Origin of the sequence: Sporolactobacillus kofuensis (assembly GCF_024125425.1) — a bacterium.
Lineage (GTDB): Bacteria > Bacillota > Bacilli > Bacillales > Sporolactobacillaceae > Sporolactobacillus > Sporolactobacillus kofuensis.
Genome location: NZ_JAMXWN010000001.1, coordinates 71,378 through 97,836 on the forward strand (window position 1 = coordinate 71,378; position 26,459 = coordinate 97,836).

Genomic DNA, 26,459 nt, shown 5'->3' on the forward strand with positions numbered 1-26,459 from the left:
GAAATTCTGATTGATTTTTATCTTTACGTATTTAAAACGCTTTTCATGTTTTGCAAAATTTTTGCGTTGCGTAATAAAATTGTCTTCGTTTGTTCGTATACGGACAATATTCAATTTGTTTATGATGAAATAAATCAGCGGCGTCAATTTGATCAAACAGAGATCATTTTTCTTTGCCGAGGTAAAAGGACGCAGACTTTCTTTTCGGGAACAGGGAGATCTGTGATCCCGTTTGAGACAGCAAACATTATGGCTATGGTGCGTTCGGCTTTTCACCTGGCAACAGCCAGATTAATTGTGGTTGATAATTATTTTGGTTTTCTCTCAGTTGCTTCTTTTAAAAAGAATGCACAATGCATCCAACTTTGGCACGCGTGCGGAGCCTTTAAAACTTTTGGATTTAATGACCATTCCGTTGCCTATCGGACACAGCGTGCACGAAACAGATTTGCAGCGGTTTACCAAAATTTTCATAAAATTGTTGTCGGATCTGATGCAATGCAGGAGATCTTTAAGCAATCTTTCGGTTTGGATGATACCCATTTTGTTTCTTTGGGTGTTCCAAGAACCGATCTTTTTTTTGATCGATTAAAGCAAGACGACATAAGTAAGACGTTGCATCAGCAATCAGGCGGAAAAAAAATCATTTTATACGCACCAACTTTTAGAGATGTACCCATTGATGACGGACGTTTCGGACTGGAACTTAAGGAAATGGAAAACGCGTTAAAGGATAATTATGTTCTTATTTTGCGTCTTCATCCAGCGGAAAAAGGACGAATTGATTTTAACCGAGAGAACAATTTTGTGATTGATGGATCAAAATGGTCAAGTGTGAACGAATTGTTACTTGCGACTGACCTATTAATTACAGATTATTCATCCATTCCTTTTGAATTCTCATTACTGAAACGACCCATGATTTTTTTTCCGTATGATTTGAAAGAATATGTAAGAACTCGGGGATTATGGGAAAGTTATAAACAAGAAGTACCCGGCCCAATTGTTTATTCAACAGATGATTTGATTAAAGTCATTAAAAAAGAATCGTTTGATCAACAAAAAATCACGAATTTTTCAAAGCGATGGAATCATTATTCAAACGGATATTCAAGTAGGAATGTGGCGGATTTCTTTGAAGAACTTTTACTCAAGAACACTGATGAAATTAAATGACATCGATTTCTATTTAGCTAGAAGGAGCGGGAGAAATGATCAGTGAGCAAGCTGAGAAATATATAAAAAAGATGATTAAACCGCGGATGATTAAATTCGAAGCGGATACTTCAAGTTGGAGTATTCGGATCTGCTTTGATCCCGATTTAGAGGAACAGTACATAAAAAGCATGAGCCTTTATGTTAGTGACCGATTTGGTGATTCCAGTTTTTCTTTCCCTATTGAAGATGTGCATAAGGATGAGGAAGATTACTGGATTGGAACTGCGATCATGGAATTGTCTTCTATTAAGCAGAATTGGTTTGATAGAGACTATTGGGACTTTTTTATTGCGGCGCCAGTTGATCAATCGCTCATCGATCTCGTTTATTCAGAACTTGATGAACAGGGAGAAAAAGAGACAGGTTCAGCTCCTGCAGTGAATTCTATTGAGACGCCCTTCAATTTAACTATTCGTTTACGGGGGATTAAGCCCCTTCAATCGCTTGATTTATTTAGCCTCTATGATGAGGAAAAGGACCTCATGATGGTTCCCTTTTATACGAAAAAAAATGCTTTATCGGTGCGTGTGGAAGATGTGCACGTCATGGCGAGAATAGACCAGGCGTCCATCAGCAGGCATTTTATGCTAACTCTTGAAGGACATGTGGTATTCCCAATCGCAGATGTATTATCGAAACCTGACCTACAGAAAAAAATAATACTCGTCAATCGAGATGAGGAAGTCATTGCAGAATGGCGTGCGGAAAATGTAGCGCGTCCTGATTTAACGGAAGCTGCGCAAGCCACTGGGCGAAACTATGACTGGGCCGGATTCTCGCTCGCAATAGACTTAAAGCCGATTGCGGCACAGTTTTCAGATGTCGCTGAACCGATGTATTTGTATTTCCGACTTGAATTGACACATAAGAAGAATGGCATGCTCTTTTCAGAGCGTCCGGTAAGAATATTAGCTCGTCAAAAAGTCATTACAGGGCGCCATATTATGAAATTCAAGGAAGCGAAGAAGAGTCTGATTATTAAGCGTAATCGTAATCACAGTCTCGCGTTTCGAATTGCACCGTACACATTAGCTGATGCAGCTAAAGGCAAGGTGAGGCGTGGATGGAATCGCGTGAGGAAGACAAAAGTATTTACTGGGCTTTATCATCGCACTTTCCAAATGCTTTCACATTTGCCAATGAAGAAGAATTTGGTCATGTTTGAAAGTTTCTTCGGACGTCAATACAGCTGTAATCCGCGTGCTATCTATGAATATATGCGGGAGAATTGTCCGGAGTATCAATTGGTTTGGAGTGCAAATGCCAATTATACTGATTTGTTTGAGCAACATCAAGTCCCTTATGTCAAGCGCTTTTCATTGAAATGGCTGATGCTGATGACTCGGGCAAATTATTGGGTAACCAATGTACGTTTGCCACTCTGGATGTCAAAACCGAAACATACGATCTATCTTCAAACTTGGCATGGAACCCCTCTGAAGCGGCTTGCAATGGATATGGAAGAAGTGCATATGCCAGGAACGAATACTGAGAAATATAAGCGGAATTTCCTTGCCGAGTCATCAAGATGGGATTATCTTGTCTCACCTAATGCGTACTCAACGGAAATCTTTGCTCGTGCTTTTGGTTTTGAAAATACAATGATTGAATCCGGTTATCCGCGTAATGATTTCTTGTATCAGAAAAATAATCAACAGACGATTGACGCAATTAAGGATCGCTGCGGACTTCCAAAAGATAAAAAGGTGATCTTGTACGCTCCAACATGGCGTGACAATCAATTCTATGGAAAAGGACGTTATCGGTTTGAATTAGATCTTGACCTTAAACGCATGCAAGAAACGTTAGGAAAAGATTATATTGTGATCATGCGTATGCACTACCTAATTGCCGATCACTTGGATTTGTCTGACTATGAAGGGTTTGCTTATGATTTCTCACACTATGAGGATATTAGCGAACTGTATATGATTTCTGATTTGTTAATTACCGATTATTCTTCTGTTTTCTTCGATTTTGCTAATTTAAGACGACCGATGGTGTTCTTCACTTACGATATTGAGGATTACCGTGATCATCTGCGTGGATTCTATTTTGAATTTGAACAGAAAGCACCTGGGCCGCTGGTAACGACTACGGAGGATGTCATTCGATCGATTCGTGAAATTGAGGCTTCCGGATTTGCAGTTTCGGAAAGATTTGATGCGTTTTTCAAGAAATTTTGTTCATTGGAAAGCGGACATTCATCTGAGAAAGTCGTTAAAACTGTTTTTAAATAATTAGTTTACAATAACAACGCTCTGTTTCCTTGAAAACGGGGCGTTGTTATTATTATGGGGGAACGGATCCGACCCGTAAAATTTGATAAGGAGCGTAGGAGTCATTAAAGCACCTCATGAACAGGTTGCAATCTAATTTTTCTAAAGGCTGTCCATCACCGAGAAAATAAAGTTAATAAATTGTCTTAATACGTTCATTATGACTCATTGAAAATACGCTTACAAATTCTGAAAATGTGGTATATTATAAATATAACAAATAGATAAGATGATGAATATTGTGAAAGTTGGTGTTGATTATGTATAAGATACTCGTTCCAGTGGATGGTTCCGAACCTGCTTCTCGTGCAGTTCAGGAAGCCGTTTCTATTGCTTCCGGTAAGGCGGAAGCTGAAATCACATTACTTTATGTGAGTCCTTCTCCAATTTATTTCCCCTATTATTCCATGGTTGGTCCATCTTTGGATGCAAACGTTAAGGAAATAGAAGAACAAGAAGGCAATAAAATGCTTGATGATATTATTAAAAAGAATGTACAGGATACAAAGGTTAAATTTCGTAAGAAGCATCTATACGGAATTGCTGCTCAAGAAATCTGTGATTATGCCACTGACACGAAAAAAGATTTAATTGTAATGGGAAACAGGGGCATGGGTGCATTTGGACAGGTTATTCTTGGAAGCGTCAGCAATAAAGTGCTTAACTTGGCTAAATGCCCAGTCATGATTGTGAAATAAGGAATTAACGAAGAACCTTTGCAAAGCCCGAAAACTTTGCGAAGGTTTTTTTTACTTAATACTTGAAAGTCAAATAAGGTCAGACTATAATATAGCCATAAGGTCAAATAAGGTCAGAAAAAAGATCCTAATCGACACTAAAATCAAACTGAAGGAGGTTTGATCTTATGCTTTGTGATGAATGTAAATTGAACCAAGCAGTAGTGGAAATGAATGTGATGATAAATGGACAGCAAAAACATCTTCATCTTTGTGAAGAATGTTATTCTCGAATGAAAAATAACTTTAGCATGCCATCCTTTTTTCAAGGCGGTGGATCATCACCATTTGATGATTTATTCAAGAGTCTGATTCAGCCGTCAATGGCTTCCAGTGAAAATAGAGCACAAGAAAACGGAATGAATTTTGATGGTATGCATGGAAAGAAGACATCTGGTGGTGGAAGACAACGGGGAGGATTTCTCGACCAAATAGGTCGCAATCTTACTGAAGCTGCACGCCAAGGAAAAATTGATCCGGTGATTGGGCGTGAACGTGAAGTTCAGTTGGTTATTGAGACGCTGAACCGAAGAAATAAGAACAACCCTGTATTGATCGGTGAACCAGGTGTCGGAAAAACTGCGATTGCTGAAGGACTTGCATTAAAGATTGTTGAAGGAAAAGTACCTGCAAAACTCGCAAATAAAGAAATTTATCTGATTGATGTTTCATCTCTGGTTGCAGGAACTGGAATCAGAGGACAATTTGAACAGCGCATGAAACAATTAATGGCTGAACTGGAAAAGCGAAAGAATTGCATTGTCTTCATTGATGAGGTTCACTTGCTTGTCGGTGCAGGTTCAGCTGAAGGTGGATCAATGGATGCGGGAAATATTCTTAAGCCGGCTTTGGCACGTGGTGAGTTACAGATTATTGGGGCTACCACGTTGAATGAATACCGTAAGATCGAAAAGGATGCTGCTCTAGAACGTCGTTTCCAACCGGTTATTGTCAATGAACCGACTCAGGAACAGACCGTTCAGATTCTGAAGGGTATTCAGTCAAAATATGAGAAATATCACCATGTTCATTATACGGATGAAGCCATTCAAGCATGTGTCGCTTTGTCAGCACGTTATATCCAAGATCGTTTCTTGCCTGATAAAGCCATTGATTTGATGGACGAATCCGGCTCTAAAGTTAACTTGAATTTAACACCTGTCGATACTGAGAGTGTGAAGAAAAAAATTGATGAAATTGTTGCAGCAAAGGCTGAAGCAACAAAAAATGAACAATTCGAAACGGCCGCTCACCTGCGAGATCAGGAACATGCATACCAAAAACAATTGGAGCAGTTGGAGAAAATTAAAGCGAACGGTTCGGAATTACCGGTTACGGATAAAGATGCCGTTGTTCATGCAGAATTGATTCAACAAATCGTTGAAACACGTACGGGTATTCCGGTACGGAAATTGCAGGCTGATGAACAGAATAAAATGCGAAATTTGGCTGAGCGGCTAAATGCTAAAGTGATTGGCCAAGGTGAAGCTGTTGAAAAAGTTTCACGCGCGATTCGACGTAATCGTACTGGATTTCGCAAGACGACACGACCAATTGGTTCGTTCTTATTTGTTGGTCCAACCGGTGTGGGAAAAACTGAGTTGGCAAAAACACTTGCCGACGAAATGTTTGGCGATCGTGAAGCGATGATACGGCTGGATATGAGTGAATACATGGAAAAGCACTCAGTATCTCGTTTGATTGGAGCCCCTCCGGGCTATGTTGGTCATGAAGAAGCGGGGCAATTAACTGAGAAAGTGCGTCGCAAACCATACAGCATTATTTTGCTGGATGAGATTGAAAAAGCACATCCAGATGTTATGCACATCTTCTTGCAGATCCTTGATGATGGCAGATTAACAGATAGTCAAGGTCGAACGGTAAGCTTCAAAGATACGGTCATCATTATGACAAGTAATGCAGGAATCAAAAATAAATCTGCATCTGTCGGTTTTGGGGCGACAAACAACCGTGAAGATATGATTAAACAGCTCGAAAACTATTTCCAACCTGAATTTTTGAATCGACTGGATTCCATTGTTAAATTTAATGCGCTGAAGCAAGAAGACTTACTCTCTATTGTGGATCTCATGCTTAGTGATATTCGTCAAGCTGCATCTGAACAAGGAATTGAACTTACGATTACAGATGCTGCTAAAAAGAAATTGGCAGAGCTTGGATATAACCCTGAATTCGGTGCCAGACCGCTCCGTCGTGTACTTGAAGAAAAGGTGGAAGACCAAATTTCCGATTTGCTTCTTGATCAAAGTGGACATTCAAAAATGGTCGTGGATGAAGTAAATGGTGAAATTAAGGTTACTGCTGCTGAATAAGAAAAGATTAAAGGTTTGTGGTGGAACGTCGCCACAAACCTTTTTTTCTACACTAAGCATAAAAAAATCTTAATAGATTTGCAGAAGTTAATCTAAGCATGACGTTAACGCCATCTGCAACAGAGGCTTTGCAAGCCAATTTTTAATAAACATAAGGAGGTATCTGATTTCTGGCGATCATTGAACGAAGATACGAGCATTAGCAGGCGGTATTTGCTCAGCTTTACTGATTTGACAGTTGTCTGAAAAAGTGGCAAAATAACTTTACAATAATATCGATAAAGCGATGACGAGATTAAGTAGCAGTCGAATATGCTTCTTAGAGAGCAGGCGGTTGGTGAAAGCCTTGCAGCAGTCGATGTAGCGAATTACCTCTCCGAGCATCTTTCGTGAAGGTCAGTAGCGAAGGACGGCTGCAACCGTTAATGTTCAATTAAGTGACTGTTATTTTACAGTTAATGAGGATGGTACCGTGCGATAAGCGCTCCTTTTTTGGAGCGCTTTTTCTATTGGTATAAATCAACCATTGTTATTGCGTGTTTTACATCATGACTAAATAAAAAGCCTGGAAGGTGAGTTTACAGATGGATATTCTTGATGATTTGAAATACAGAGGCCTAATTAATCAGGTATCTGATGAAGAAGCGCTCCGTGAAGCGTTGAAGAAGCCGATGACATTCTATTGTGGATTTGACCCAACCGCAAACAGTCTACACGCAGGAAATTTGCTTGTTATTGTGATCATGATGCGTTTGCAGAAAGCGGGGCATCATCCTATTGCTGTCGTTGGCGGCGGCACCGGCATGATTGGAGATCCTAGCGGACGTTCAACCGAACGACAATTGAATACCAAGGAAATCGTCGCTAGCTATGCTGAAAGTTTGAAGAACCAACTGGATCGTTTTCTTCACTTCGATAATGGAAAGGCAACATTTGTGAATAATGCCGAATGGTTGGATTCACTATCGACCATTGAGTTCCTTCGAGACGTTGGCAAACACTTCACACTGAACTACATGCTATCCAAAGACTCTGTTCAGACCAGGCTTGAAGCAGGGATCTCGTTCACTGAATTCTCATACATGCTTCTGCAGTCTTTTGATTATCTGAATCTGTACGAAAAGAAAGGGTGCAGGATGCAGGTTGGAGGGAGCGACCAATGGGGAAATATCACAGCAGGGTTGGAATTGATTCGCAAGCGTGGTCATGAAGACCAGGCATTTGCAATGACCTTCCCTTTGATTACGAAGAGTGATGGAACAAAATTTGGAAAATCTATGGGGGGAGCCATTTGGCTTGATCCCGAACGAACAACGCCTTATGTATGGTACCAGTTTTGGTTCAATGCATCGGACGATGATGTTGTAAACTTCCTTAAATATTTCACCTTTTTATCGAAGGATGAAATCGAAGCACTTGCCAAAGACGTTGCAGCGCACCCTGAGGAACGAAAAGCGCAAAAGGCATTGGCTCGTGAAATGACAATTCTCGTACATGGCGAAGAAGCTTTGAAGCAGGCTGAACATATTTCACAAGCGCTATTCAGTGGAAATGTTGCTGAACTCAGTGGTGCAGAAATTCGTCAAGGATTTAAAGACGTACCAACTTTTAAAGCACAGACAAAAGATTCAGTGAAATTGCTTGATCTTCTTGTTGATGCAGGAGTTGATTCCTCAAAACGGCAAGCTCGGGAAGATATAGCAAATGGTGCGATCTACATTAATGGTGAGCGTCGTACGGATTTGAATGATGTCCTCACGGAGAAAGATCGAATTGATGATGCGTATATTATTGTTCGACGCGGGAAGAAGAAGTATACTTTAATCCAATTTTAATCGCGGTTTACCATATGATGAATGAGTTAGAAATCCTTTGTGCAAATTAACATCTGAAAATAAAGCAGTTATGTCATGTCAAGTGGTATACTTAAATTGAGTGATTCAGGATCGTTTTATTCTGATGACCAAGATTACAATGAGAGATCAGATTATGCCGTTAAGGAGGTTGCTAAATGGGCGCGAAAAATGAAAATTGTTCATGTTCTTGCTCTGGAGTAAGCACTAAAGAATTGTTTATTGGCGGAATTGTCGGTGGTGTCATTGGTGCATCAATTGCCTTGCTTTTTGCACCGAAAAAAGGCGAAGAAATTCGCAAAGATCTTTCTGTTAAAGATATTATGGATAACGGAGTAGAGAAAGTTAAACAGGTAACAACGAATTTATTAAATAAAGATAATGAGCCCTATCGATAAAACTTTAAAACGATCGTTTATAAAGGAAACAGCTCTTCACTCGATTCTTCTTTTCGAGTGAAGAGCTTTTTTATACAGCAGTAAAGTATAAAATCTGAAAAAATTTACGGAAATTAGTAAGGTAATGTCGCCTTCGCTGTTGCAAAGGCTCGGCGAAACCCGAGTTCTTCTAAAAAGATACATGACCCGCTGATTGGGGCGGGACGCCGCTTGAATGAGAGTCTATTTGCTTGTTCTTTCATACAGAATATATTACTTTTGAGGGCAATTCCAAACAATTCAGTTGTCCGCCAAAGACGCAACCACCATCTATGCCAATAATGTTATTGGTGCCAAAGTAAACATCATTTGTATCGTGTAAATTCATTGTTGGTGTATGGCCGAAGATCACAGTCTTATCCCCGTGATAGCCGTCAAAAAATGGCGAACGAATCCATAGAAAAGTCTGGTCATCCGTTTCATTAATCGCTTTTTGAGGATCAACACCCGCATGCACAAAAAAATAATGTTCGGTTTCCGCATAGACGTTGAGTTTCTGAATCCATTGCAAATCGTCGAGAAGTTGATCAGGAAGAGATAAAGATCCATCCCGAATGGAATGATAGATATCTTCAAACAATAAACCGTAGCTTGCGAGTGTTTGAGTGCCACCATTTGAAGCCCAATGTGAAAGAGCTTGTAAGTTTTCACCGGCAAGTGCCTTTTCCATCATATCTTCATGATTTCCCTTTAGCGGGATAGCACCTTGTGCCTCTAATTCCCTTGCTTTTTGTATACAGGATCTCGGATTTTGACCGCGATCTACATAATCGCCTAATAAAAAAAGAAGATCTTCTTCCATCTTATACTTCACTTTATCTAAAAGTGCGTTAAACGCATCAATTTGTCCATGTATATCACTCATTACAAGCAACCGTTTGACCGTCTGCAAATCAATAACCTCTCTTTCTATCACTATCATAGCCAAGTTGCTTCTGATTATGCAACTGTTGCTAGTAAAATAGGGATCATTCTTCTAGATACTCCAAAGGAAGATCCCTACAAACAAAGAGTCCCCTGAAGGGACTCTTTGTTATTTCTTATGATTTTCTTCAGGTTTACCATAATTAGAATCGGGTTGGATTTTCTGATCTGTATTGTAATTAATCTTTGAAATATCCGGTGGTACAAAGCCCTTTGGTTGGTAAAAGCGAAGTAAATCGCCCAAAATGACTTTATCTGAGTAATCGAGCTCTTTCTTTGCAAGACGCTCATAAGGCTTTCCGAGTGATGCAGAAGTCTTATTACCGGTGTTATTATCATAAACGACACCACCGACAATTGAGTATTTATTCGTTATCACATCACCATTACGGAATGGAATAATTTGTCTATGCTGCTTCGAGAATAAATCTGTCCCGAATTGAATGTAATTCTTGGTGTTGATACCGAGTAAGCTCATTAAAGTTGGACGAACATCGACTTCACCGCCGTAAGTTGATACGGTTCCGCCGGCAACCTTTGGTATATGAATGAACAACGGTACACGTTGGAGCTGTGCGTTCTCGAAAGGTGTAATTTGATCTTTTCCAAGTACTTTTGCCATCGCATCGTTATGATTTTCGGATAATCCGTAATGATCACCGTACATAATAATAATCGTTTTATCAAAGAGGCCTGCTTTTTTCAGATCTGTAAAAAATTGTTCAATGGCTTGATCCATATAATTGGCAGATTGAAAATAGTTATTGACAACACTGTCACCAAAATCACCCGGTTGGAAATTGGTATCTTCTTTATCCATTCCAAAAGGAAAATGGTTCGATAATAGAATCAACTTGCTGTAAAAGGGTTGCTTTAAGTTGCTTAGATAAGGCATCGTTTCCTTCAGGAATGGCTTATCTTTCATGCCGTAATTCTTCGTGTTTTTGGCACTCATGTCATAGTACTTAGCATCGAAAAACCGTTCATAGCCAAGTGATTTATACATTTGATCTCGATTCCAGAAGGATTTTACATTGCCATGAAAAGCAGCTGTCTCATAACCGCGTTGGTTCATAATTGCTGGAGCAGCCTGATATGTGTTAAACCCTTTCATTTGAAAAACAGGACCCTGAGAAAGCGGAAATAATGAATTTTCCATCATAAATTCAGCATCAGACGTCTTACCCGATCCGGTCTGGTGAAAGAAATTTTTAAAATAAGTCGTATTATCTTTTCCTGTTGTCAATTTATTTAGAAACGGTGTCACTTCTGTTCCATCAGGCATTTTGTAATTAATAATGAAGCTTTGCAGAGACTCAAGTGAGATATAGATCACATTCATCCCTTTGCCCTTTGCATAATAGTTTGAATTCGGCTTAGCAAAATTCGACTTTGTAAAATTTTGAATATCATTAATGTCGCTACTATCAGCCATTGCGCGCTGAGCATTCGAACGTGCATTTTGGATGGCATCATAGATTGCAAAGTTATATGCACCTAAATATTTGACAATATAGTTTCGGTCAAAGGTCCTGCTTAGTAATTCCGGACGATCTGTCTCAGCTAAACTTAAATTAATAATGAAGACCATCACAGCAGAAACAAAGACAGTAAAAATAGTGCGAATGTTCCACCGCTCTGTTGTAGGCTTGACAACTTTGAAAACAATAAGAGCAGCAATAATGATCGTATCTGTAAAAAACAGAAGATCATAAGGTTTCATAAGTGAAAGTACGCTTCCACCCAAATCGCCTGCATTTCCTGTTGACTGAGTCATTGTTGAGAACGTAATAAAATCATTGAAAAATCTGTAGTAAACAATATTTGCATACAACCAAAATGAAAGGATGAAACTGATTAATACCATTAATGATTGTTGTAATTTTCCTTTAAAGATGATCGCAATCCCAAGAAATAAAAGAGAAGAACTGAGTGGGTTCATGAATAGAAGAAATTGTTGCATGTGATCATTTACACCAAGATTAAACTGAGTGAGATAGATCACGTATGTTTTCAGCCAGAACAAAATGACTGTGAGCAAAAATAACGCATATTTCTTGTTCACAAAGCGATGCCCCACAGTAAAAAGTTGTTTCAATTGTATTAACCTCCCGGAATCAAACGAAAATTGATCGTATAAGGTTTAGAAAAAATTCAGAAATAGATATCCTTAGAATAAGGCTAAATTATATCATAATCGATATGTTAGCGTCATGTAAAAAGTGTGTAAAAAAAAAGACATCAAAACCTTCAATAATTCTAAATCTTTTCCCCTAAAAGTCAAGTTAAGGGCGCTGTACAGTAAGGCTCGTTTTTATTTTTATGGTGTTGATTTTTGTATTATATAGGAAAGAAGTTGAATTATTGTTTCAATGGAGAAGAAAATTATTCATTAAATTGAAAAAAACAGCCAAAAAAGAGGCTGTTTTTCACGAGATTCTTCAGAAAGTTTTCACCGCATTTGAAGGCGTTTCAACTTCTGTTCATTTTTGCCGACATTCTTCATCAATGAGGGGTAGCGAAAGAGCAGCATACTGTATCTGCCAAGAAGAAATCCGGCAATGAAAATAAAATAGATTATAAAACTGGAAGCTCCTGTTAATAACGGGGTCATGAATAGATAATGGATGGAAATGAAATTAAGTGTGTATCGAATAGGTATTGAAAGAGACCAAACGAGCACAGACATCATCGATCCAGCCAAGTACCACGTACTGTCATGGTGGATAAGGGGTGTAAATCTTCCTTGTAACAGCCCAAGCCCAAACGAGAAACAGAGGGTGGTGATAAGGATGATCCAATCTATCAACGGAAGGGCTGGCATCATGGATAGAGTAAGACCTGTGAATAATAACAGCGCAAGTGGTTGTCGATAGAGTTTGCCGGTAACAGGTTTTTCTTTTAACTGATTGAAAAGAACAATCAAAAGCAAGAAAGAACCTAAGACAAGAAACATTCGGATCACCTCTGTTGATGTGCTATATCTGTTATTTTATGACTGATCTGAATTGTCCTATTACAAGCTTTTTTAGGCGAAATTAAGCGATAATCTAAAATATTTATTTAAATTACAAAATGATTACAAAAGAAAACAGATAATTTTCATGGAAAGTCGAGCTAATATTACATTTATGTTTCAACAAGACATATAAGCTTAATATCTGCTATAAAAGGCGCGGTGCTATAATAAAAAAGTCGATAAAGAGAAGAACAACTTAACCTGTATAAAAGTGCAAGAGTGAATTTACATAAAAAGAGAATGAATGTTTTGGGGAGGAACTCAGCCAATCATGAAAATGAATAAGAAAAATGCTACTGTGACACTGGCACTCACGTTCGGACTTACATACACTTCCATAGCACCTTCAGTTACATATGCATCACCATCATTAAGCAGTATTAATAAACAAACTGCTGCAAAGAAATCACTTCAAGCTCAATTGTCTCAGCGGCAACAAGCAATTCAAGATGAACTTACTTCGATGAATAAGAAACAATTGCAGTTAACCGGCGAAATTAGTGACGGGCAATCGAAAATTAACAAGACGAACGATCAAATTGATGCATTAAAGGCAGAAGTAAAAGAAATTGAAGCAAGAATAGAAAAGCGTAAGGCCTTGCTCAATGACCGTTTGGTATCCATCTATAAAAATGGTGGATCAGTTAATTATTTAGATGTTTTGCTTGGTTCTAAAAACTTTGGTGATTTTATAGACCGTACATTAGCGTTGACGACCATTACGAATCAAGATCAGAAGATTATTACTGATCAGAAAAACGACCAAATGGCAGTAAATCAAAAGAAAACAAGTGTCGAAAGCAAGCAAGCAGCTAATGTTGCACGGCTCGAAAAGTTAAAGAATACATTGAGTGAAGTTGTTGCTCTTCAAGAGAAGAAAAAAATTGCTGCTCAGGCTCTTGATAGTAAGCAAAGCAATATTTCCGATCAACTAAAAGCTTTGGTAAGTGCATCAAATGATCTCAAACGTGCGTCAATTAAGCAGGTTGCTTTCACTCCAGATAGCAGTACATCGGACAATGGGGGATCAAGTGACCAAGCATCAAGTAACCAATCTTCAAATGATAATGGATCAAGCTCTTCAAGTGATTCGAACCAATCTCCTGATGTGAACATGTCTGCTTCAATTTCATCCGGCGGTATCTCAGGTATCCTTAATTACGGTAATAAATTTATTGGCCGTTCAACCTATGTCTTTGGCGCATCCAGTCCGTCTACTGGACAGTTTGACTGCTCTGGTTTTGTTCATGCCGCGTTTGCGGCAAACGGAATTGGTGTAGGAAGAAGCACTGGTGCTTTGGTTAGCCAAGGTAGTGCAGTAAGCTTTAGTTCTGCACGCCCTGGTGACCTTGTGTTCTTTGATACATACAAAACAAATGGACATGTTGGTATCTACCTTGGCGGTGGTCGTTTCATTGGTTCACAAAGCAGTACAGGTGTTGCTGTGGTCAGCATGTCTAATCCGTATTGGAAATCACATTTCCGTGGCGTCGTTCGGCGAATCCTTAACTAATTGATTTGACTAAATGATCATTTAACACGAGCCTAATTGCTCGTGTTTTTTTGTACAGAAAATCAGGTAGAGCTTGAGATGACATTGAGCTAGTTAATGGTCGCTTTAAATACTGACAGTTGTCATCAACAATTGATGACTTCAGTGACTACCCACCCGAACACGCTCAATTTAGAATGAATTCAATAAGTTGAGTTGGGAGAGAGACATTTATGAATCTAATACCCCTAATCAAACATTTTATGCGCGTTAAAATGTATTATAAGGTTAACTTTCTTTTTACCCTAGGTGTTCCGATTGCTTCTATACTCTACTCTATGCGAGGACAATGGTTTCACCATCTGAATACGGTTGAAACAAAGGAGTCAATTTTTTATTGGATTGGCTATATGGTCGTTCTGTATGCTCTAACAAGTACATCTTCGCCAAATAAATAAGGGGGAACGCTACATCAGTCCAGATCTTGCGGTATCATTCTTTTTTAGTGAGGAAAATCCGCCCACTGCAAGTGAGCAAGAAGTTCTAAGGCAGACACTTTCCGGATTAAGAACCCAGACAATTGCCGAAATGCTCCATCTTTCTCGTGGAACTGTGCGCAATTACCTATCAACATCAATTCAAAAGATGGAAGTGAGCACGAGGCAAGAAGCAGCATTGCTTGCGAAAGAAAGAGGCTGGCTATGATCAGGCAAGATTAAGTGGGAAAGACCAATTCGTTTTCTTCTGCGTACTTTGCAGGTAAACAGATACTTATACTTATGGTGAAATAGTATGAAATGACCAGAAAAAGGAATTACGTATTGATTTTAAAATACAAGATCCCCATACCCTACACACGGATTCAGTACCGTTATGACAACACTCCTCAATTTCATTAAGTCACCAACACAGGAATCAATATTTTTTTAGAAATAGCTTCAAACAGATGAGAAATTGCTTGCAATGGAGGATAAATCTCTCCAATGTAGAACATGGACACGCTACCAAATAATTCCTCCTTGTGAGCCCCCTTCTTGTATACCATATACCCAATGCATCAAGAACAATGGAATGTTTTTGTCGAAAAATGTGCGAATGCTCAACCAATTAGGGAAACGGTCGCATAAGATATGGAAAAATAGAGGGGGATGGAGTATGTTTATTCTCATTGTTGTAATGTTTATTCTCCTTGTCATTGTTGGTCTTTTCTACTAGCAAACGGTAACGATAAAAAAGGTTTATGAACCGGCGTTCAAATGAGATGAAATCCGGTTTTTTTGTCATGGAGATGAAGAATCACTTTTATAGGGACAGGCAGTTGTAGAGTTCATGATTTGCAAAGAATAAAATGTCAACGAATTTTTTATGTAATGCTTCTTGAAAACTAGTGTTTAGTCGACAAAAAAACCCCATTCAGAATTTGACGGAAATGTGTGACAATATAGGTATCTTAATTACACGAAAGGAAGTGCCTTCTTTGATACCAAACGTCGTCTCGTTCAAATTTAACCCGACCGAATTGAAACTGAATAAATTTGTTGACTTTTATGGATATTGTTCTCAGTGGAATCAGAATATTTATGTATATGGTAAAAATGAGGCTCAAAAGGTTCATCGTCTGTCTGAGCTTCTATCCTTTATCTTGTTTTCTCATGACGATGAATGTCTTATCGTTATTGAAGGTAGTGGAATAAGTGAAACGAAGGAATATATCTCAAAACATATGAATGGTGTACAGACTGCGTAATTTTACTTTCGAAAGCGATGAAATATCTGAAAATAGATCAAACAAGTGAATTATCTTTTCAATATGGTATAGTAGGAGTATTGTAAATTCATATTGAAAGGGTAGGAGTTACATGACAACACTTGAACAGATAAGGACAGCACCGATCAGTCCTGAAAATGATCCATGGGAAGCTTATTTTGATATGGAGCACTATGGACATTTAAAGCTGACGAATGTGGAATTTACCACGACAACGCTCTGCAACATGAGATGTGAGCATTGTGCGGTAGGCTATACCTTGCAGAAACGTGACCCGGATGCCCTTCCATTAGACTTAATTTTCCAACGTCTTGATGAAGCAAAAGATCTTCATGCCCTAAGTATTACTGGCGGAGAACCGATGCTCTCTCTCAAGTCGGTAAAAGAATATGTGGTGCCCATCTTAAAGTATGCGCACGAGCGTGGCTTGAGAACTCAGATTAATTCAAATTTGACACTTGATCTAGCTCGATACGAATTGATTATTCCGTATCTTGATGTGCTTCATATTTCCTTTAATTATGGGAGCTTTGAGGATTATTCAACTATTGGCTTTGCGGTCATGGATAAGAAGCCGAAAATCGAAGCGCAAAGAATGTTTTTTGATCGTATGATTGAAAATGCAAGGGAATTAACCGCTCGAGGTGTGATCGTTTCAGCAGAAACAATGATCAACAAACGGACATTGCCTCATCTCGAACGGATTCATGAGCAAGTAGTAGAAATGGGCTGCCAACGTCATGAAGTGCATCCAATGTATCCAAGTGATTTCGCCAGCAGTCTACAGGTTGCCTCTCTTGATGAGATCCGTTCAGGGATCAATCGTTTGCTCGATTGCCGCGATCAGAATGTTTGGATGTTATTTGGAACATTACCATTCTATCCTTGTAATAAAAATGAAGAAGATCTGGCATTGCTTGAACGTTTGTACCATGAGAAAAATGTAACTGTGCGGAATGATCCAGATGGCCGCTCTCGACTAAATGTTAATATTTTTGATGGAAATATCATTGTCACTGACTTTGGCGATGCCCCAGCATTGGGCAATATCAAAACGACAAATCTTGAAGATGCCTATCAACATTGGTTGACAACACCTCTTGCAAAATCACTGAATTGTCACTGCCCTGCAGTTAAGTGTCTTGGTCCTAATGTATTGGTTAAGAATACGTACTATAAAGATGTTGATTTTATGAAACGGAAAGCATTGATTACGCGTTAAGTCATAAGCTAAGAAAAAAGGTCCTTTGCTCTCATCAGCAAAGGACCTTTTACATTATTCAACATTCATTTTATCAATACCTAATGCAGTTTTAAGATATAATTTTAATGAATCAATTTGATTGGACGTATCAATAAGCTGATGATTTAGGAGTGAAGCTTCCAATGCGATTCCGTCAGTCACGTTAATAAAAAAACGCGTGATCACTTCCAGAGGCTGGCAGGGAAAAAATTCACCACGGCGAACGCCTTCCTTGAAAAGCTGAAGAAAAACAGACTGACCGTTGAGATAACGCTTCGCTAAATATGCTTTTCTTTCCTCATTATGCCAACCGGAAACAAAGTATTCATAAACGGCAATTGAAAAAGGCGTATTTGCTTCCTTGGATACACTATTGAGGTATTCAACAAGCGAATCCCATATTATTCCATTTTTTTGAATAAGTGATTGGACATAGTCGCTAAATTCTTTGGTATTTTGTTCAAGAAGCGCGCGCATCATTGCTTCCGTGCTCCCAAAATATTGATAGACGCCGCCACGGCTCATTCCGGAAATCTTAACGATGTCTTGCATGGTCGCGGGTTCAAATCCCTTTGTTGAAAAGACATCTTGAGCAGCAGCTAGAATTTGTTTTCGCCGTTCAGCAACGTGCGCCTCGGTTACCTTTGGCATGCTTATCCACCTCGTTTGTCCATAGTATAGCATAGACGAGTGAATTCATATCGCTTACTGAATTGTATATTGACCACTTCCGAGTTGATTGGTTTCAGGCATTCTTCTCAATGTAGGAACAATAAGCCAATAAAGAGACACAAATACGAAGCTTGCACCGATGCTGATGAATATCGGAGCAAGACCGGCTGACTGAGCCAATTGTCCACCGATTAAAGAACCGAGCGGCATCGCACAACCTCCTGCACTGATCATGATTGTATAGATTTGTGCCAAATATTTTTGAGATACTGCCTTTTGAAGTGCAGCAACAAAAAGAATGTTCGTCATTCCTGTCGGGATTAAACTGACTGCATAAAGAATTAATGAAAGACTGTTTATTGAAGTGAAAAATGAGACAAGCCAGGAGCAACCACCCATCAGAAATCCTAGAATCACTAGATAGCCTAATGGAAATTTTTTTAATGCAGGTGCGAGAGCTGACCCGATCAGAATACCGATCGTTTCTGCAGATTGATAAAACCCATACCACTGGGGACCGCCACGCCAGGAAGCATATGCTGGCAAAGTTGCATTCAACATGCCAAATGTAAGATTGGCAACGATTGTAGCGGGAAGAAATTGAACAATAAACGAATGTCGGACGATTTGAAATCCGGATGTTAGATTATTCCAATAGCTGCTCAAGTTATTAGTTAAAGAATATGGATGTTCGCTGGGCAGGTTTTGCTGACTTTTGTTTCGATTGATTTGAAAAAAAATTAAAATACTGCAAATATTAAAGAAAATAGAGAGCAGGTAAATGGACAAAGGGCTAAGAAAAAGAATTAGTAAACCTGATAAACTGGTGAAAATAATTGTAAATGTCTGGTAGGTAACATTCATTAATGTATTTGCTGCTGCATAGTGATCTTCATTCACAAATTCGGGAATCAGAGACATTTCAGCAGGATTGCTGAACATTGATAAGACTGCGACGACAGGTGTAAGCAGCAATAAAGAACCTATTGAGTGCCATAATGTAGTGAATAGTAAGTAGGCCGCAATGACTGATATCACTTGGCCAAGCTCAGTCATCCATAACAATTTTTTCTTGTCTAAGTGTTCAATAAGTGGTCCAGCTAAAAATTGAAACATCATAGGTGCTAGCACTAAAAAGCTTGCCAAACCAGTATAAAAAGTATTTTTCGTTAAATGGTAGATAAACCAAACCAGAGAAACATTGTACAAGCTCATTCCTATTGTGCTGAGTGCACGACCGGAAAGTAGCTTCCAAAAATTAATAGACATATAAATCAGCTCCTCAATATAATGACACAAGTGTCATTATTATAAACGACACTTGTGTCATTTTCAACTGCGGAGATTTTTACTTGTCTAATCATTTTAAGTTTTTTTAAATGATACATTTACTCAATTTACCTATAGTAGCGAATCATGTCGAAAATTGTGTTAAGCTTTTTTTAACATAATGAAAACGGATTGTAAATTTGTCGTGTTCTGTTAAAATGAAGTTTGGGCTCTTTTTATTAAAGGGTAGACCTAAGAGAACTGAGATTCAGTTTCTTCTGGACGAGCTGAGATCAGTTTGTTAATTAATGATGGAGAGGTGGACTTTGTGCACTTTTTGTCGAAAAATGACAAGTTTTTGAACATGCTTTCAATAATTTCTTTGAATCTTGAGGAATCCGCTAAATTTTTTGATGAAAGCAAAATAAAGAATGAAGCAGATTTGCATGAATTTTCACAGAAAATGAAAAGCTTCGAACGTAAAGGCGATTCTTATGTTCACGAACTCATCATTGCGCTAAATAAGACTTTCGTTACACCATTGCAACGAGAGGATATTCTTGAATTAGCGATGAAGATGGATGATGTACTGGATGGATTTGAAGAATGGTCAATGGGATTGGAGATCTATGGCATATCTCACGCAGACGAATATATGGTTGAATTTGTGGGCTATCTTTATGAGTCTGCCAAAGAAATTGCACAAGCCATTACATTGATGAGCAAAAAAAATCTATCAGGTATTCGTAACAGTGTCATTAAAATTAACGATTATGAAACGGAATGTGATGAACTGCTTGTAAAGTGCATTACTAATCTGTTTAAAAATGAAAAAGATGCAATAAAAATCATTCAATATAAAGAACTCTATGAAATGTTAGAAAGTGTAGCCGATAGTTGTGAGGATGTAGCCGATACGCTCGAGACGATTATGATGCGAAATGCCTAAGTAAAGCACAACGAAAAATTTTACTCAATCAAGCATAAGAGATTTTATGCTGCATGGAATGATGTGCCGCTAAGTCATTGGTAATGAAACAATCGTTTTAAGGTTCTTAGTATTTTACGCACTCATTAATTTGCGGAAAGGGTTATAAAATCATGGAAAGTTTATTTGCGTTGACGCTGATGATCGTATTTTTGGCGTTTATGTTCGATTTCATTAATGGTTTTCATGACACCGCAAACACGATTGCCACCTCGGTTTCTACGCGTGCTCTTCGACCGCGTGCAGCGATTATTTTGGCGGGAACGATGAACTTCTTAGGTGCAATTTTGTTTACGGGTGTTGCTCAAACGATTAGTAAAGGCGTCATTGACCCTTTTTCCATTAAGGATGAAACTACAGGATTAATCATTGTCATGTCGGCACTGATTAGTGCAATTATATGGAATCTTGCCACTTGGTTCTTGGGCGTGCCGAGCAGCTCTTCCCATGCGATTATCGGATCACTAGCTGGCGCGGGAATCTCAGCACTTGGATTTGGTGCATTGAACTATAAAGGATTTATCGAAATTTTTGAAGCACTGATTATTTCGCCAATTGCGGCGATTACAGTAGGCTTTATTGTGATGAAACTTTTTACGTTGCTTTTTCATAATTTCTCACTTGTAAAAACAAATCGACGGTTTCGATTGCTTCAAATATTCACAGCAGCATTACAATCCTTTGCTCATGGTACAAATGATGCACAAAAAACAATGGGGATTATTACCATGGCGTTGGTTGCATCACATTATTTAACCCATGTTGAAATTCCTATGTGGGTGCGTGTTGCAGCCGGATTTGCTATGGCGATGGGGACCTCGCTAGGCGGCTGGCGGATCATTCATACTGTTGGCAGTAAAATTATGAAGATTCAACCCATCAACGGCGCTGCGGCCGACCTTTCGTCAGCTGCGATTATTTTTGGGTTCACTTCGATTCATTTCCCGGTAAGTACGACACATGTCATTACTTCATCAATATTAGGTGTAGGATCTGCTGAACGTGTGAAAGGGGTTAACTGGGGAATGGCCTTGAATATTGTCATTACCTGGGTGATTACATTGCCATGCACGGCACTGATTGCATCAATTGTTTATCGATTATTGAATTGGGTATTGTGAGGGGCTCGCATTTGCGAGCTTTTTTTTTGAGCCGATTTTAAATAATTTTAGTTTGGGTGGGTAAGAAAACGTTTTCAATAAAATGTAAAAATGTGCCGGCTGTGAGCCGGATAAAATTTGAGTTAAACTTATAAGGAATGAATTGTTGCACGCATCGGCGAATTTTTTTCTTGTATATCGATAATCATGAGGTCGAGTTCTTGACTGCATCGCAGCGTTTCTTCGGCAAATATTCCATGTTGCTTCGCAGTAATCAATAATTCCTGTCTCTTTTGTTCGATATCCTCAGAGTAAATAGAACTACTTTCCTGAGATATACCTACCTGTAGGAAATCAGACATGAAGAAAAAGTCCCTCCTTAGCGCAGGACAACATTTATTTTAAATACATTATAGCATGTCTCTTTTTTTTGTCTACCAAACGTATACAATTGAGAGAGTTGGTTGCAGATTGAAGGCATGGGTTACTGTTAAACAGGAGGATCGTGAATGAAACTTTCAGATCTTGAGTTAATCACCGTATTATCTGCCGAAGCCAGTATGAGAAGAGCTTCGGAAAAATTGTTTATATCCCAATCAGCGCTTAGTCAAAGATTAATGACGATAGAAAGAGAATGGAATACTCAATTATTTGTTCGTTCAAAACGGGGAGTTACATTGACTGCTGAAGGCGAAGCAATTGAAAAATTTGCTCAAGACACTCTTGAACGAGCTTCAGAGCTTCGTGCAAAGCTTGAAGCAAATGAATCAGAGATTTATGGATCGTTCCAACTTGCGGTTTCATCAGTTAATGGACAATATTGGTTGCCGAATGTATTGAAGGCATTTGTCGAGAGTTATCCATTAGTTAAAATATCATTAACAACCGGTTGGTCAAGCGGCATTCTTGATCAGTTGTATCACTCTGAATGCCATGCGGCTATTGTTCGGGGTAACCCCAACTGGGCTGGAGGGAAGTTGCACCTATTTTCGGATCCACTGCAATTTGTTGATTCGAAGATGACAGATTTACGCGACTTGCAAACTGAAGAGCGTCCGTATATACAATTTCGTAGTGATTCCTCCTATGATCAAGTAATTCAGAATTGGTGGCGTTCACGAAACCTTAGGCTGCCCAGCCGAACAATAATGGTGGATCAAATTGAGACATGCAAACAAATGGTGACGCATGGAATTGGTTATGCGGTACTGCCATCGATTAGTCTTACCAACCAAGATCGTGTCCATCGTATTCCATTACTTGATCAACAGGGAGCACCTCTTGTTCGAGAAAATTGGCTTTTATATGACAAGGAAGCGCTAAAATTGAAACAAGTTCGAGCTTTTATCGACCTTGTGCGTCATAGACTTTTCACATAAAATCCTTTAATATTACTTATGAAATGAAATTTCAGGAGGGGCTTGTATTGGAACAAATGGATGCGTATGAAATAATTTCTTTTCTGCAAAACAGTGTGAAAAAAACGCCTGTAAAAGTTTACATAAAAGGTGATTTAGCCGACCTTTCATTTGGCGAAAATGTAAAAACGTTTATTAGTGCGGGCATGGGCACGTTGTTTGGCGACTGGAAAGATATCGAACCGGTTCTTACGGCAAACAAGGACAAAATTGAAGATTACGTTGTTGAAAACAATGCTTCAAATTCTGCAGTTCCATTACTCGATCTCAAAGGAATTGAAGCACGTATCGAACCAGGTGCTCTGATTCGTGAGAAGGTTGAAATTGGGAAACAAGCTGTGATCATGATGGGTGCTGTAATCAATATCGGTGCTGTGATCGGTGAAGGGACAATGATCGACATGAATGCGGTACTTGGCGGTCGTGCAACGGTTGGGAAGAATTGTCATATTGGCGCAGGTGCAGTATTGGCTGGCGTGGTTGAGCCGCCGTCCGCACAGCCGGTTGTTATTGAAGATGACGTTCTTGTCGGTGCCAATGCAGTTGTTCTTGAAGGCGTACGTATTGGAAAGGGTTCTGTAGTCGCTGCCGGTGCAATCGTCACAAAAGATGTTCCAGAATACACTGTTGTTGTCGGTGCTCCAGCACGTGTTATCAAGAAAATCGATGAAAAAACGCGTTCCAAGACTGAAATTATGCAGGAATTGCGTCAGCTTTAATAGAGCGCATTACTACGTGTAGAAACAGGAAGGGACTTATCATGGATTATGTTGCAGTCAGACGTGCTCTGCACCAAATTCCTGAAATTGGATTTGAAGAAGTAGAGACACAGGCTTTTTTGTTGGATCAAATCGGACGGTTACCTCAAGAGCGGTTGCAAGTTAAAAAATGGAAAACAGGTTTGCTTGTCCGTGTGGCAGGTACCAACCCCAGTCGATTGATCGGTTATCGCACCGATATCGATGCTTTACCTGTGAAAGAAAACACAGGCTATCCGTTTCAATCAAAGCATGATGGTAAGATGCACGCTTGTGGTCACGATTTTCATATGACCATTGCACTTGGTGCATTGGAGAATGTTGTCAGCAATCCGGTAAAGGATGATACACTTTTCATTTTTCAACCTGCTGAAGAAGGTCCTGGAGGGGCACTGCCTCTCATGGAAAGTGACGAGTTTCAAGCATGGAAGCCCGACCTGATTTTCGGATTACATGTTTCTCCAGATTTTCCTGCAGGTACGGTAGCGACAAAAGAGGGTATTCTCTTTGCAAATACTTCAGAACTTTTTATTGATTTCTTTGGTAAAGGCGGACATGCCGCTTACCCGCATTTAACACACGATACGATTGTTGCCGCTAGTCATTTTGTTGTTGGTCTTCAAACGATCGTCGCCAGGCGTGTCAATCCGTTGAATGCTGCTGTGCTCACTATTGGAAAAATGAGTGGCGGCACGAAACAGAATATTATTGCTGAGCATGCACGTGTTGAAGGAACAATCAGAACGCTGAATCAAGAAACCATGGCTTTGATCAAAAATGATATCGAATGCCATGCAAAAGCCATTGAACTTGCTTATCATTGTGAAAGTAAAATAGATTATGGAGCCAATTACTATCAAGTATATAATCGCAAGGAAGATGTAGATCCGTTCATCAGATTCTGCGCAAGTAATGGGTTTCCTTATGTTATTTGCGGTGATGCAATGACAGGCGAGGATTTCGGTTATTTTCTTAAAGAATTGCCTGGCTTTATGTTTTGGCTTGGGGTTGGGGAAACATCAAGCCTACATTCGGCTGATTTTAAACCAGATGAATCAGCATTGGCTCAAGGTGTAAAAGTGGTCAGTACTTATTTAAGAGAAATTCTTTAATAGAATGGATGCTTAGGGTTGCCGGGACGAGAAAATTCGTTTCGGCTTTTTCAATAGAAAAGACAGATTAAATTTTTTTAACGTAAAAATGCGACCAAGATTCAAGACGCCCGCGGAGCGTTCCGATTGATCACGAGATAAGAGATCCGCCGCGCAGTTTGGGAAATGTAAACGTCTGATATGGAATGGATTAGGGAAAAATAAGTGAGGCAAGCGTTTCAATGGGAGAAAAGTGCACAACGTGCTATGATAAAATAAGATAATAATTTGAGGGCTAGAATCAAACACTTGATAATAAACTATCTAAATGATAATTTGTGAACTTTAATGCATTGACCAAATAGCATTATTAATCTATGTTTATATTTAATTTACATTAATTATTAATTAATATTGACTTAAAAATAATCCAATACTATAATAATGACATATCCTCATTAGGTGAGGCAATAAGTACATTTTTCAGGAGGTATTATTACAATATGGTAGAACGTCTTGTTAGTGCAAAGGCTCCATTGTTCGATCTTGATTGTGTGAATGCAGATGGTTCTTTTAGTAAGGCCAATTTGGAAGAAAATAGTAAGGCTGGAAAGTGGACGGTCTTTTTCTTCTATCCAATGGACTTCACATTCGTATGTCCTACAGAAATCACTGCGTTCAGCGATCGCTATGATGAATTCGTTGACCTTGGCGCAGATATTATCGGATGTTCATGCGACACAATTTATACACACCAAGCATGGATGAAGACCTCTAGAAAAGAAGGCGGCATTGGCAAGATCAATTTCAGACTTGCAGCTGACCACACTCAAGAAGTTGCAGAAAAGTATGGTGTATTAATTCCTGAAGAAGGCGTTGCACTTCGTGGCTTATTCATCATCAGCCCAGAAGGAGATCTGCGTTATGCTGTTGTGAATGACAACAATATTGGCCGTGACGTCGATGAAACACTTCGTGTGCTTCAGGCACTCCAATCGGGTGGACTTTGCCCTGCAAACTGGCACCCAGGCGACGAAACATTACATGTTTGATCTTTCAAACTTACTTTAATAGAAGAAAGAAGCGGTTAACAGCTGCTTAAGCAGGAGGCGGGACGATCGTTCGTTCCGTCTCTTTTGTACACTAAGAAAGTATAAAATCTTAAAAAGATTAGCGAAAGTTAGCATAGGTGGACAACGCCTTTACCTTTACATGAGGCGTGGCGAAGCCAATTTTTTTTAAAAAAAAAGACAGCTTAAACCTTTGTTGCGAAATAATGCATTGAAGATGTGAAACGCCGGGGATCAGGAGCCGTGAGATCCCGCAGACTTTTGTCTGTTCGAGAGGCTCACAGTGCCCCCGCGGCATGTAAGCAATCGATGTCCAATTTTTCTTAATAGGGACTTTTATAATGCGCGTGCACAAAATCATTTTTGTTTTAATCCAACTTATTCAAGTCCTTTTTATCAATTTGATTTTGCAAGTGATTGATTTGTTCCTGCATCTTTGCAATTTGTTGTTGGACTTGCTGATCGGATTGCTGTTTTTGTAATGCTTCTTGTTGTTTATCAATTTGCGTTTGAATAGCATCATTTCTGTCTTTTTCTAACGCCATAATTTGCCCAACAAGACTGAACGTATCACCTGTTGTCGTTAACCATTGTCCGATTAATTGCAAAAGATCAGCAAAGTTATAGTCATTCTCACCAATATTATTTGAGCCCACGGTATCCCCTTCTCCTATTGTTTCTGTGTTATGTTATGCCAAAAAGGCTTGGGGAGCATCAAAGAATTCGATCTGTCCGTTTCTGAGGCACTTAACAACTAAACTGAATGATGGCCGTTAGCACTGAACACAAT

General features: G+C 39.2%; 25 protein-coding genes and 1 other annotated feature. Of the genes, 18 read left to right on the forward strand and 7 right to left on the reverse strand.

Features of this window, described 5'->3' with window-relative positions:
* The first annotated feature begins 45 nt into the window (after positions 1 to 45).
* The 6 genes from NIE32_RS00340 (at position 46) to NIE32_RS00365 (ending at position 8,818) form a co-directional block, all read left to right on the forward strand.
* Positions 46 to 1,176, forward strand: a complete 1,131-nt coding sequence (locus NIE32_RS00340; RefSeq protein WP_253051857.1) for a CDP-glycerol glycerophosphotransferase family protein — start codon at positions 46 to 48, stop codon at positions 1,174 to 1,176.
* Positions 1,177 to 1,211: 35 nt separating this feature from the next.
* Positions 1,212 to 3,458 carry a CDP-glycerol glycerophosphotransferase family protein gene (locus NIE32_RS00345; RefSeq protein ID WP_253051859.1) on the forward strand — a complete coding sequence of 749 codons (2,247 nt, stop codon included), beginning with the start codon at positions 1,212 to 1,214 and terminating at the stop codon, positions 3,456 to 3,458.
* Positions 3,459 to 3,757: 299 nt separating this feature from the next.
* Positions 3,758 to 4,195, forward strand: a complete 438-nt coding sequence (locus tag NIE32_RS00350; protein WP_253051861.1) for a universal stress protein — start codon at positions 3,758 to 3,760, stop codon at positions 4,193 to 4,195.
* 167 nt (positions 4,196 to 4,362) lie between these two features.
* Positions 4,363 to 6,567 (forward strand): ATP-dependent Clp protease ATP-binding subunit, encoded by a 2,205-nt coding sequence (locus tag NIE32_RS00355; RefSeq protein WP_253051863.1) that lies wholly within the window; start codon positions 4,363 to 4,365, stop codon positions 6,565 to 6,567.
* A gap of 277 nt (positions 6,568 to 6,844) precedes the next feature.
* Positions 6,845 to 7,059: a binding site (T-box leader), on the forward strand.
* Positions 7,060 to 7,151: 92 nt separating this feature from the next.
* Positions 7,152 to 8,402, forward strand: a complete 1,251-nt coding sequence (tyrS, locus tag NIE32_RS00360; protein ID WP_253051865.1) for a tyrosine--tRNA ligase — start codon at positions 7,152 to 7,154, stop codon at positions 8,400 to 8,402.
* A 176-nt stretch (positions 8,403 to 8,578) separates the two neighbouring features.
* The gene (locus NIE32_RS00365) at positions 8,579 to 8,818 is read left to right on the forward strand and encodes a YtxH domain-containing protein (RefSeq protein WP_253051867.1); all 240 of its coding nucleotides are present in this window, start codon (positions 8,579 to 8,581) and stop codon (positions 8,816 to 8,818) included.
* 238 nt (positions 8,819 to 9,056) lie between these two features.
* Here NIE32_RS00365 and NIE32_RS00370 read toward each other — a convergent pair whose 3' ends face one another.
* The 3 genes from NIE32_RS00370 to NIE32_RS00380 all read right to left on the reverse strand — a co-directional run bounded on the left by NIE32_RS00370 (position 9,057) and on the right by NIE32_RS00380 (position 12,737).
* Positions 9,057 to 9,779, reverse strand: coding sequence for a metallophosphoesterase family protein (locus NIE32_RS00370; protein WP_253051869.1), 723 nt, complete (start codon positions 9,777 to 9,779; stop codon positions 9,057 to 9,059).
* A gap of 111 nt (positions 9,780 to 9,890) precedes the next feature.
* Positions 9,891 to 11,879, reverse strand: coding sequence for a lipoteichoic acid synthase (gene ltaS, locus NIE32_RS00375; RefSeq protein WP_253051871.1), 1,989 nt, complete (start codon positions 11,877 to 11,879; stop codon positions 9,891 to 9,893).
* Positions 11,880 to 12,233: 354 nt separating this feature from the next.
* Positions 12,234 to 12,737 (reverse strand): hypothetical protein, encoded by a 504-nt coding sequence (locus tag NIE32_RS00380; protein WP_253051873.1) that lies wholly within the window; start codon positions 12,735 to 12,737, stop codon positions 12,234 to 12,236.
* A 334-nt stretch (positions 12,738 to 13,071) separates the two neighbouring features.
* Between NIE32_RS00380 and NIE32_RS00385 the strand changes: the two genes are divergently transcribed.
* The 6 genes from NIE32_RS00385 (at position 13,072) to yfkAB (ending at position 17,282) form a co-directional block, all read left to right on the forward strand.
* The gene (locus NIE32_RS00385; protein ID WP_253051875.1) at positions 13,072 to 14,313 is read left to right on the forward strand and encodes a coiled-coil domain-containing protein; all 1,242 of its coding nucleotides are present in this window, start codon (positions 13,072 to 13,074) and stop codon (positions 14,311 to 14,313) included.
* Between the two features lie 212 nt (positions 14,314 to 14,525).
* Positions 14,526 to 14,750 (forward strand): hypothetical protein, encoded by a 225-nt coding sequence (locus NIE32_RS00390; RefSeq protein ID WP_253051877.1) that lies wholly within the window; start codon positions 14,526 to 14,528, stop codon positions 14,748 to 14,750.
* 13 nt (positions 14,751 to 14,763) lie between these two features.
* Positions 14,764 to 14,997, forward strand: a complete 234-nt coding sequence (locus NIE32_RS14295) for a response regulator transcription factor (RefSeq protein WP_354326802.1) — start codon at positions 14,764 to 14,766, stop codon at positions 14,995 to 14,997.
* Positions 14,998 to 15,387: 390 nt separating this feature from the next.
* On the forward strand, positions 15,388 to 15,507 hold the full coding sequence (locus tag NIE32_RS14300; protein WP_354326804.1) for a YjcZ family sporulation protein: 120 nt from the start codon (positions 15,388 to 15,390) through the stop codon (positions 15,505 to 15,507).
* 262 nt (positions 15,508 to 15,769) lie between these two features.
* Positions 15,770 to 16,039, forward strand: a complete 270-nt coding sequence (locus NIE32_RS00395) for a hypothetical protein (RefSeq protein ID WP_253051879.1) — start codon at positions 15,770 to 15,772, stop codon at positions 16,037 to 16,039.
* A gap of 112 nt (positions 16,040 to 16,151) precedes the next feature.
* A complete protein-coding gene (yfkAB, locus tag NIE32_RS00400; RefSeq protein ID WP_253051881.1) occupies positions 16,152 to 17,282 on the forward strand; it encodes a radical SAM/CxCxxxxC motif protein YfkAB in 1,131 nt (376 codons plus the stop codon).
* 54 nt (positions 17,283 to 17,336) lie between these two features.
* Here yfkAB and NIE32_RS00405 read toward each other — a convergent pair whose 3' ends face one another.
* Positions 17,337 to 17,954, reverse strand: coding sequence for a TetR/AcrR family transcriptional regulator (locus NIE32_RS00405; RefSeq protein ID WP_253051883.1), 618 nt, complete (start codon positions 17,952 to 17,954; stop codon positions 17,337 to 17,339).
* Between the two features lie 54 nt (positions 17,955 to 18,008).
* Complete coding sequence (locus NIE32_RS00410) at positions 18,009 to 19,244, reverse strand: MFS transporter (protein ID WP_253051885.1); 1,236 nt, start codon at positions 19,242 to 19,244, stop codon at positions 18,009 to 18,011.
* Positions 19,245 to 19,572: 328 nt separating this feature from the next.
* On the opposite strand from NIE32_RS00410, the gene NIE32_RS00415 reads away from it, so the two are divergent.
* The gene (locus tag NIE32_RS00415; protein WP_253051887.1) at positions 19,573 to 20,193 is read left to right on the forward strand and encodes a DUF47 domain-containing protein; all 621 of its coding nucleotides are present in this window, start codon (positions 19,573 to 19,575) and stop codon (positions 20,191 to 20,193) included.
* A 152-nt stretch (positions 20,194 to 20,345) separates the two neighbouring features.
* Positions 20,346 to 21,353: an inorganic phosphate transporter gene (locus NIE32_RS00420; RefSeq protein ID WP_253051889.1), complete on the forward strand. Its 1,008-nt coding sequence runs from the start codon at positions 20,346 to 20,348 to the stop codon at positions 21,351 to 21,353.
* 128 nt (positions 21,354 to 21,481) lie between these two features.
* Here NIE32_RS00420 and NIE32_RS00425 read toward each other — a convergent pair whose 3' ends face one another.
* Positions 21,482 to 21,694, reverse strand: a complete 213-nt coding sequence (locus tag NIE32_RS00425; protein WP_253051891.1) for an aspartyl-phosphate phosphatase Spo0E family protein — start codon at positions 21,692 to 21,694, stop codon at positions 21,482 to 21,484.
* Between the two features lie 147 nt (positions 21,695 to 21,841).
* Between NIE32_RS00425 and ccpC the strand changes: the two genes are divergently transcribed.
* From ccpC to NIE32_RS00445, 4 genes are all read left to right on the forward strand, one after another.
* Positions 21,842 to 22,711, forward strand: a complete 870-nt coding sequence (gene ccpC / locus NIE32_RS00430) for a transcriptional regulator CcpC (protein WP_253051893.1) — start codon at positions 21,842 to 21,844, stop codon at positions 22,709 to 22,711.
* A 56-nt stretch (positions 22,712 to 22,767) separates the two neighbouring features.
* Complete coding sequence (dapD, locus tag NIE32_RS00435; protein WP_253052297.1) at positions 22,768 to 23,469, forward strand: 2,3,4,5-tetrahydropyridine-2,6-dicarboxylate N-acetyltransferase; 702 nt, start codon at positions 22,768 to 22,770, stop codon at positions 23,467 to 23,469.
* A gap of 41 nt (positions 23,470 to 23,510) precedes the next feature.
* A complete protein-coding gene (locus NIE32_RS00440) occupies positions 23,511 to 24,620 on the forward strand; it encodes an N-acetyldiaminopimelate deacetylase (RefSeq protein ID WP_253051895.1) in 1,110 nt (369 codons plus the stop codon).
* A gap of 482 nt (positions 24,621 to 25,102) precedes the next feature.
* A complete protein-coding gene (locus NIE32_RS00445; protein WP_253051897.1) occupies positions 25,103 to 25,651 on the forward strand; it encodes a peroxiredoxin in 549 nt (182 codons plus the stop codon).
* A 386-nt stretch (positions 25,652 to 26,037) separates the two neighbouring features.
* Here NIE32_RS00445 and NIE32_RS00450 read toward each other — a convergent pair whose 3' ends face one another.
* Positions 26,038 to 26,325, reverse strand: coding sequence for a hypothetical protein (locus NIE32_RS00450; RefSeq protein ID WP_253051899.1), 288 nt, complete (start codon positions 26,323 to 26,325; stop codon positions 26,038 to 26,040).
* Between the last annotated feature and the right edge of the window lie 134 nt (positions 26,326 to 26,459).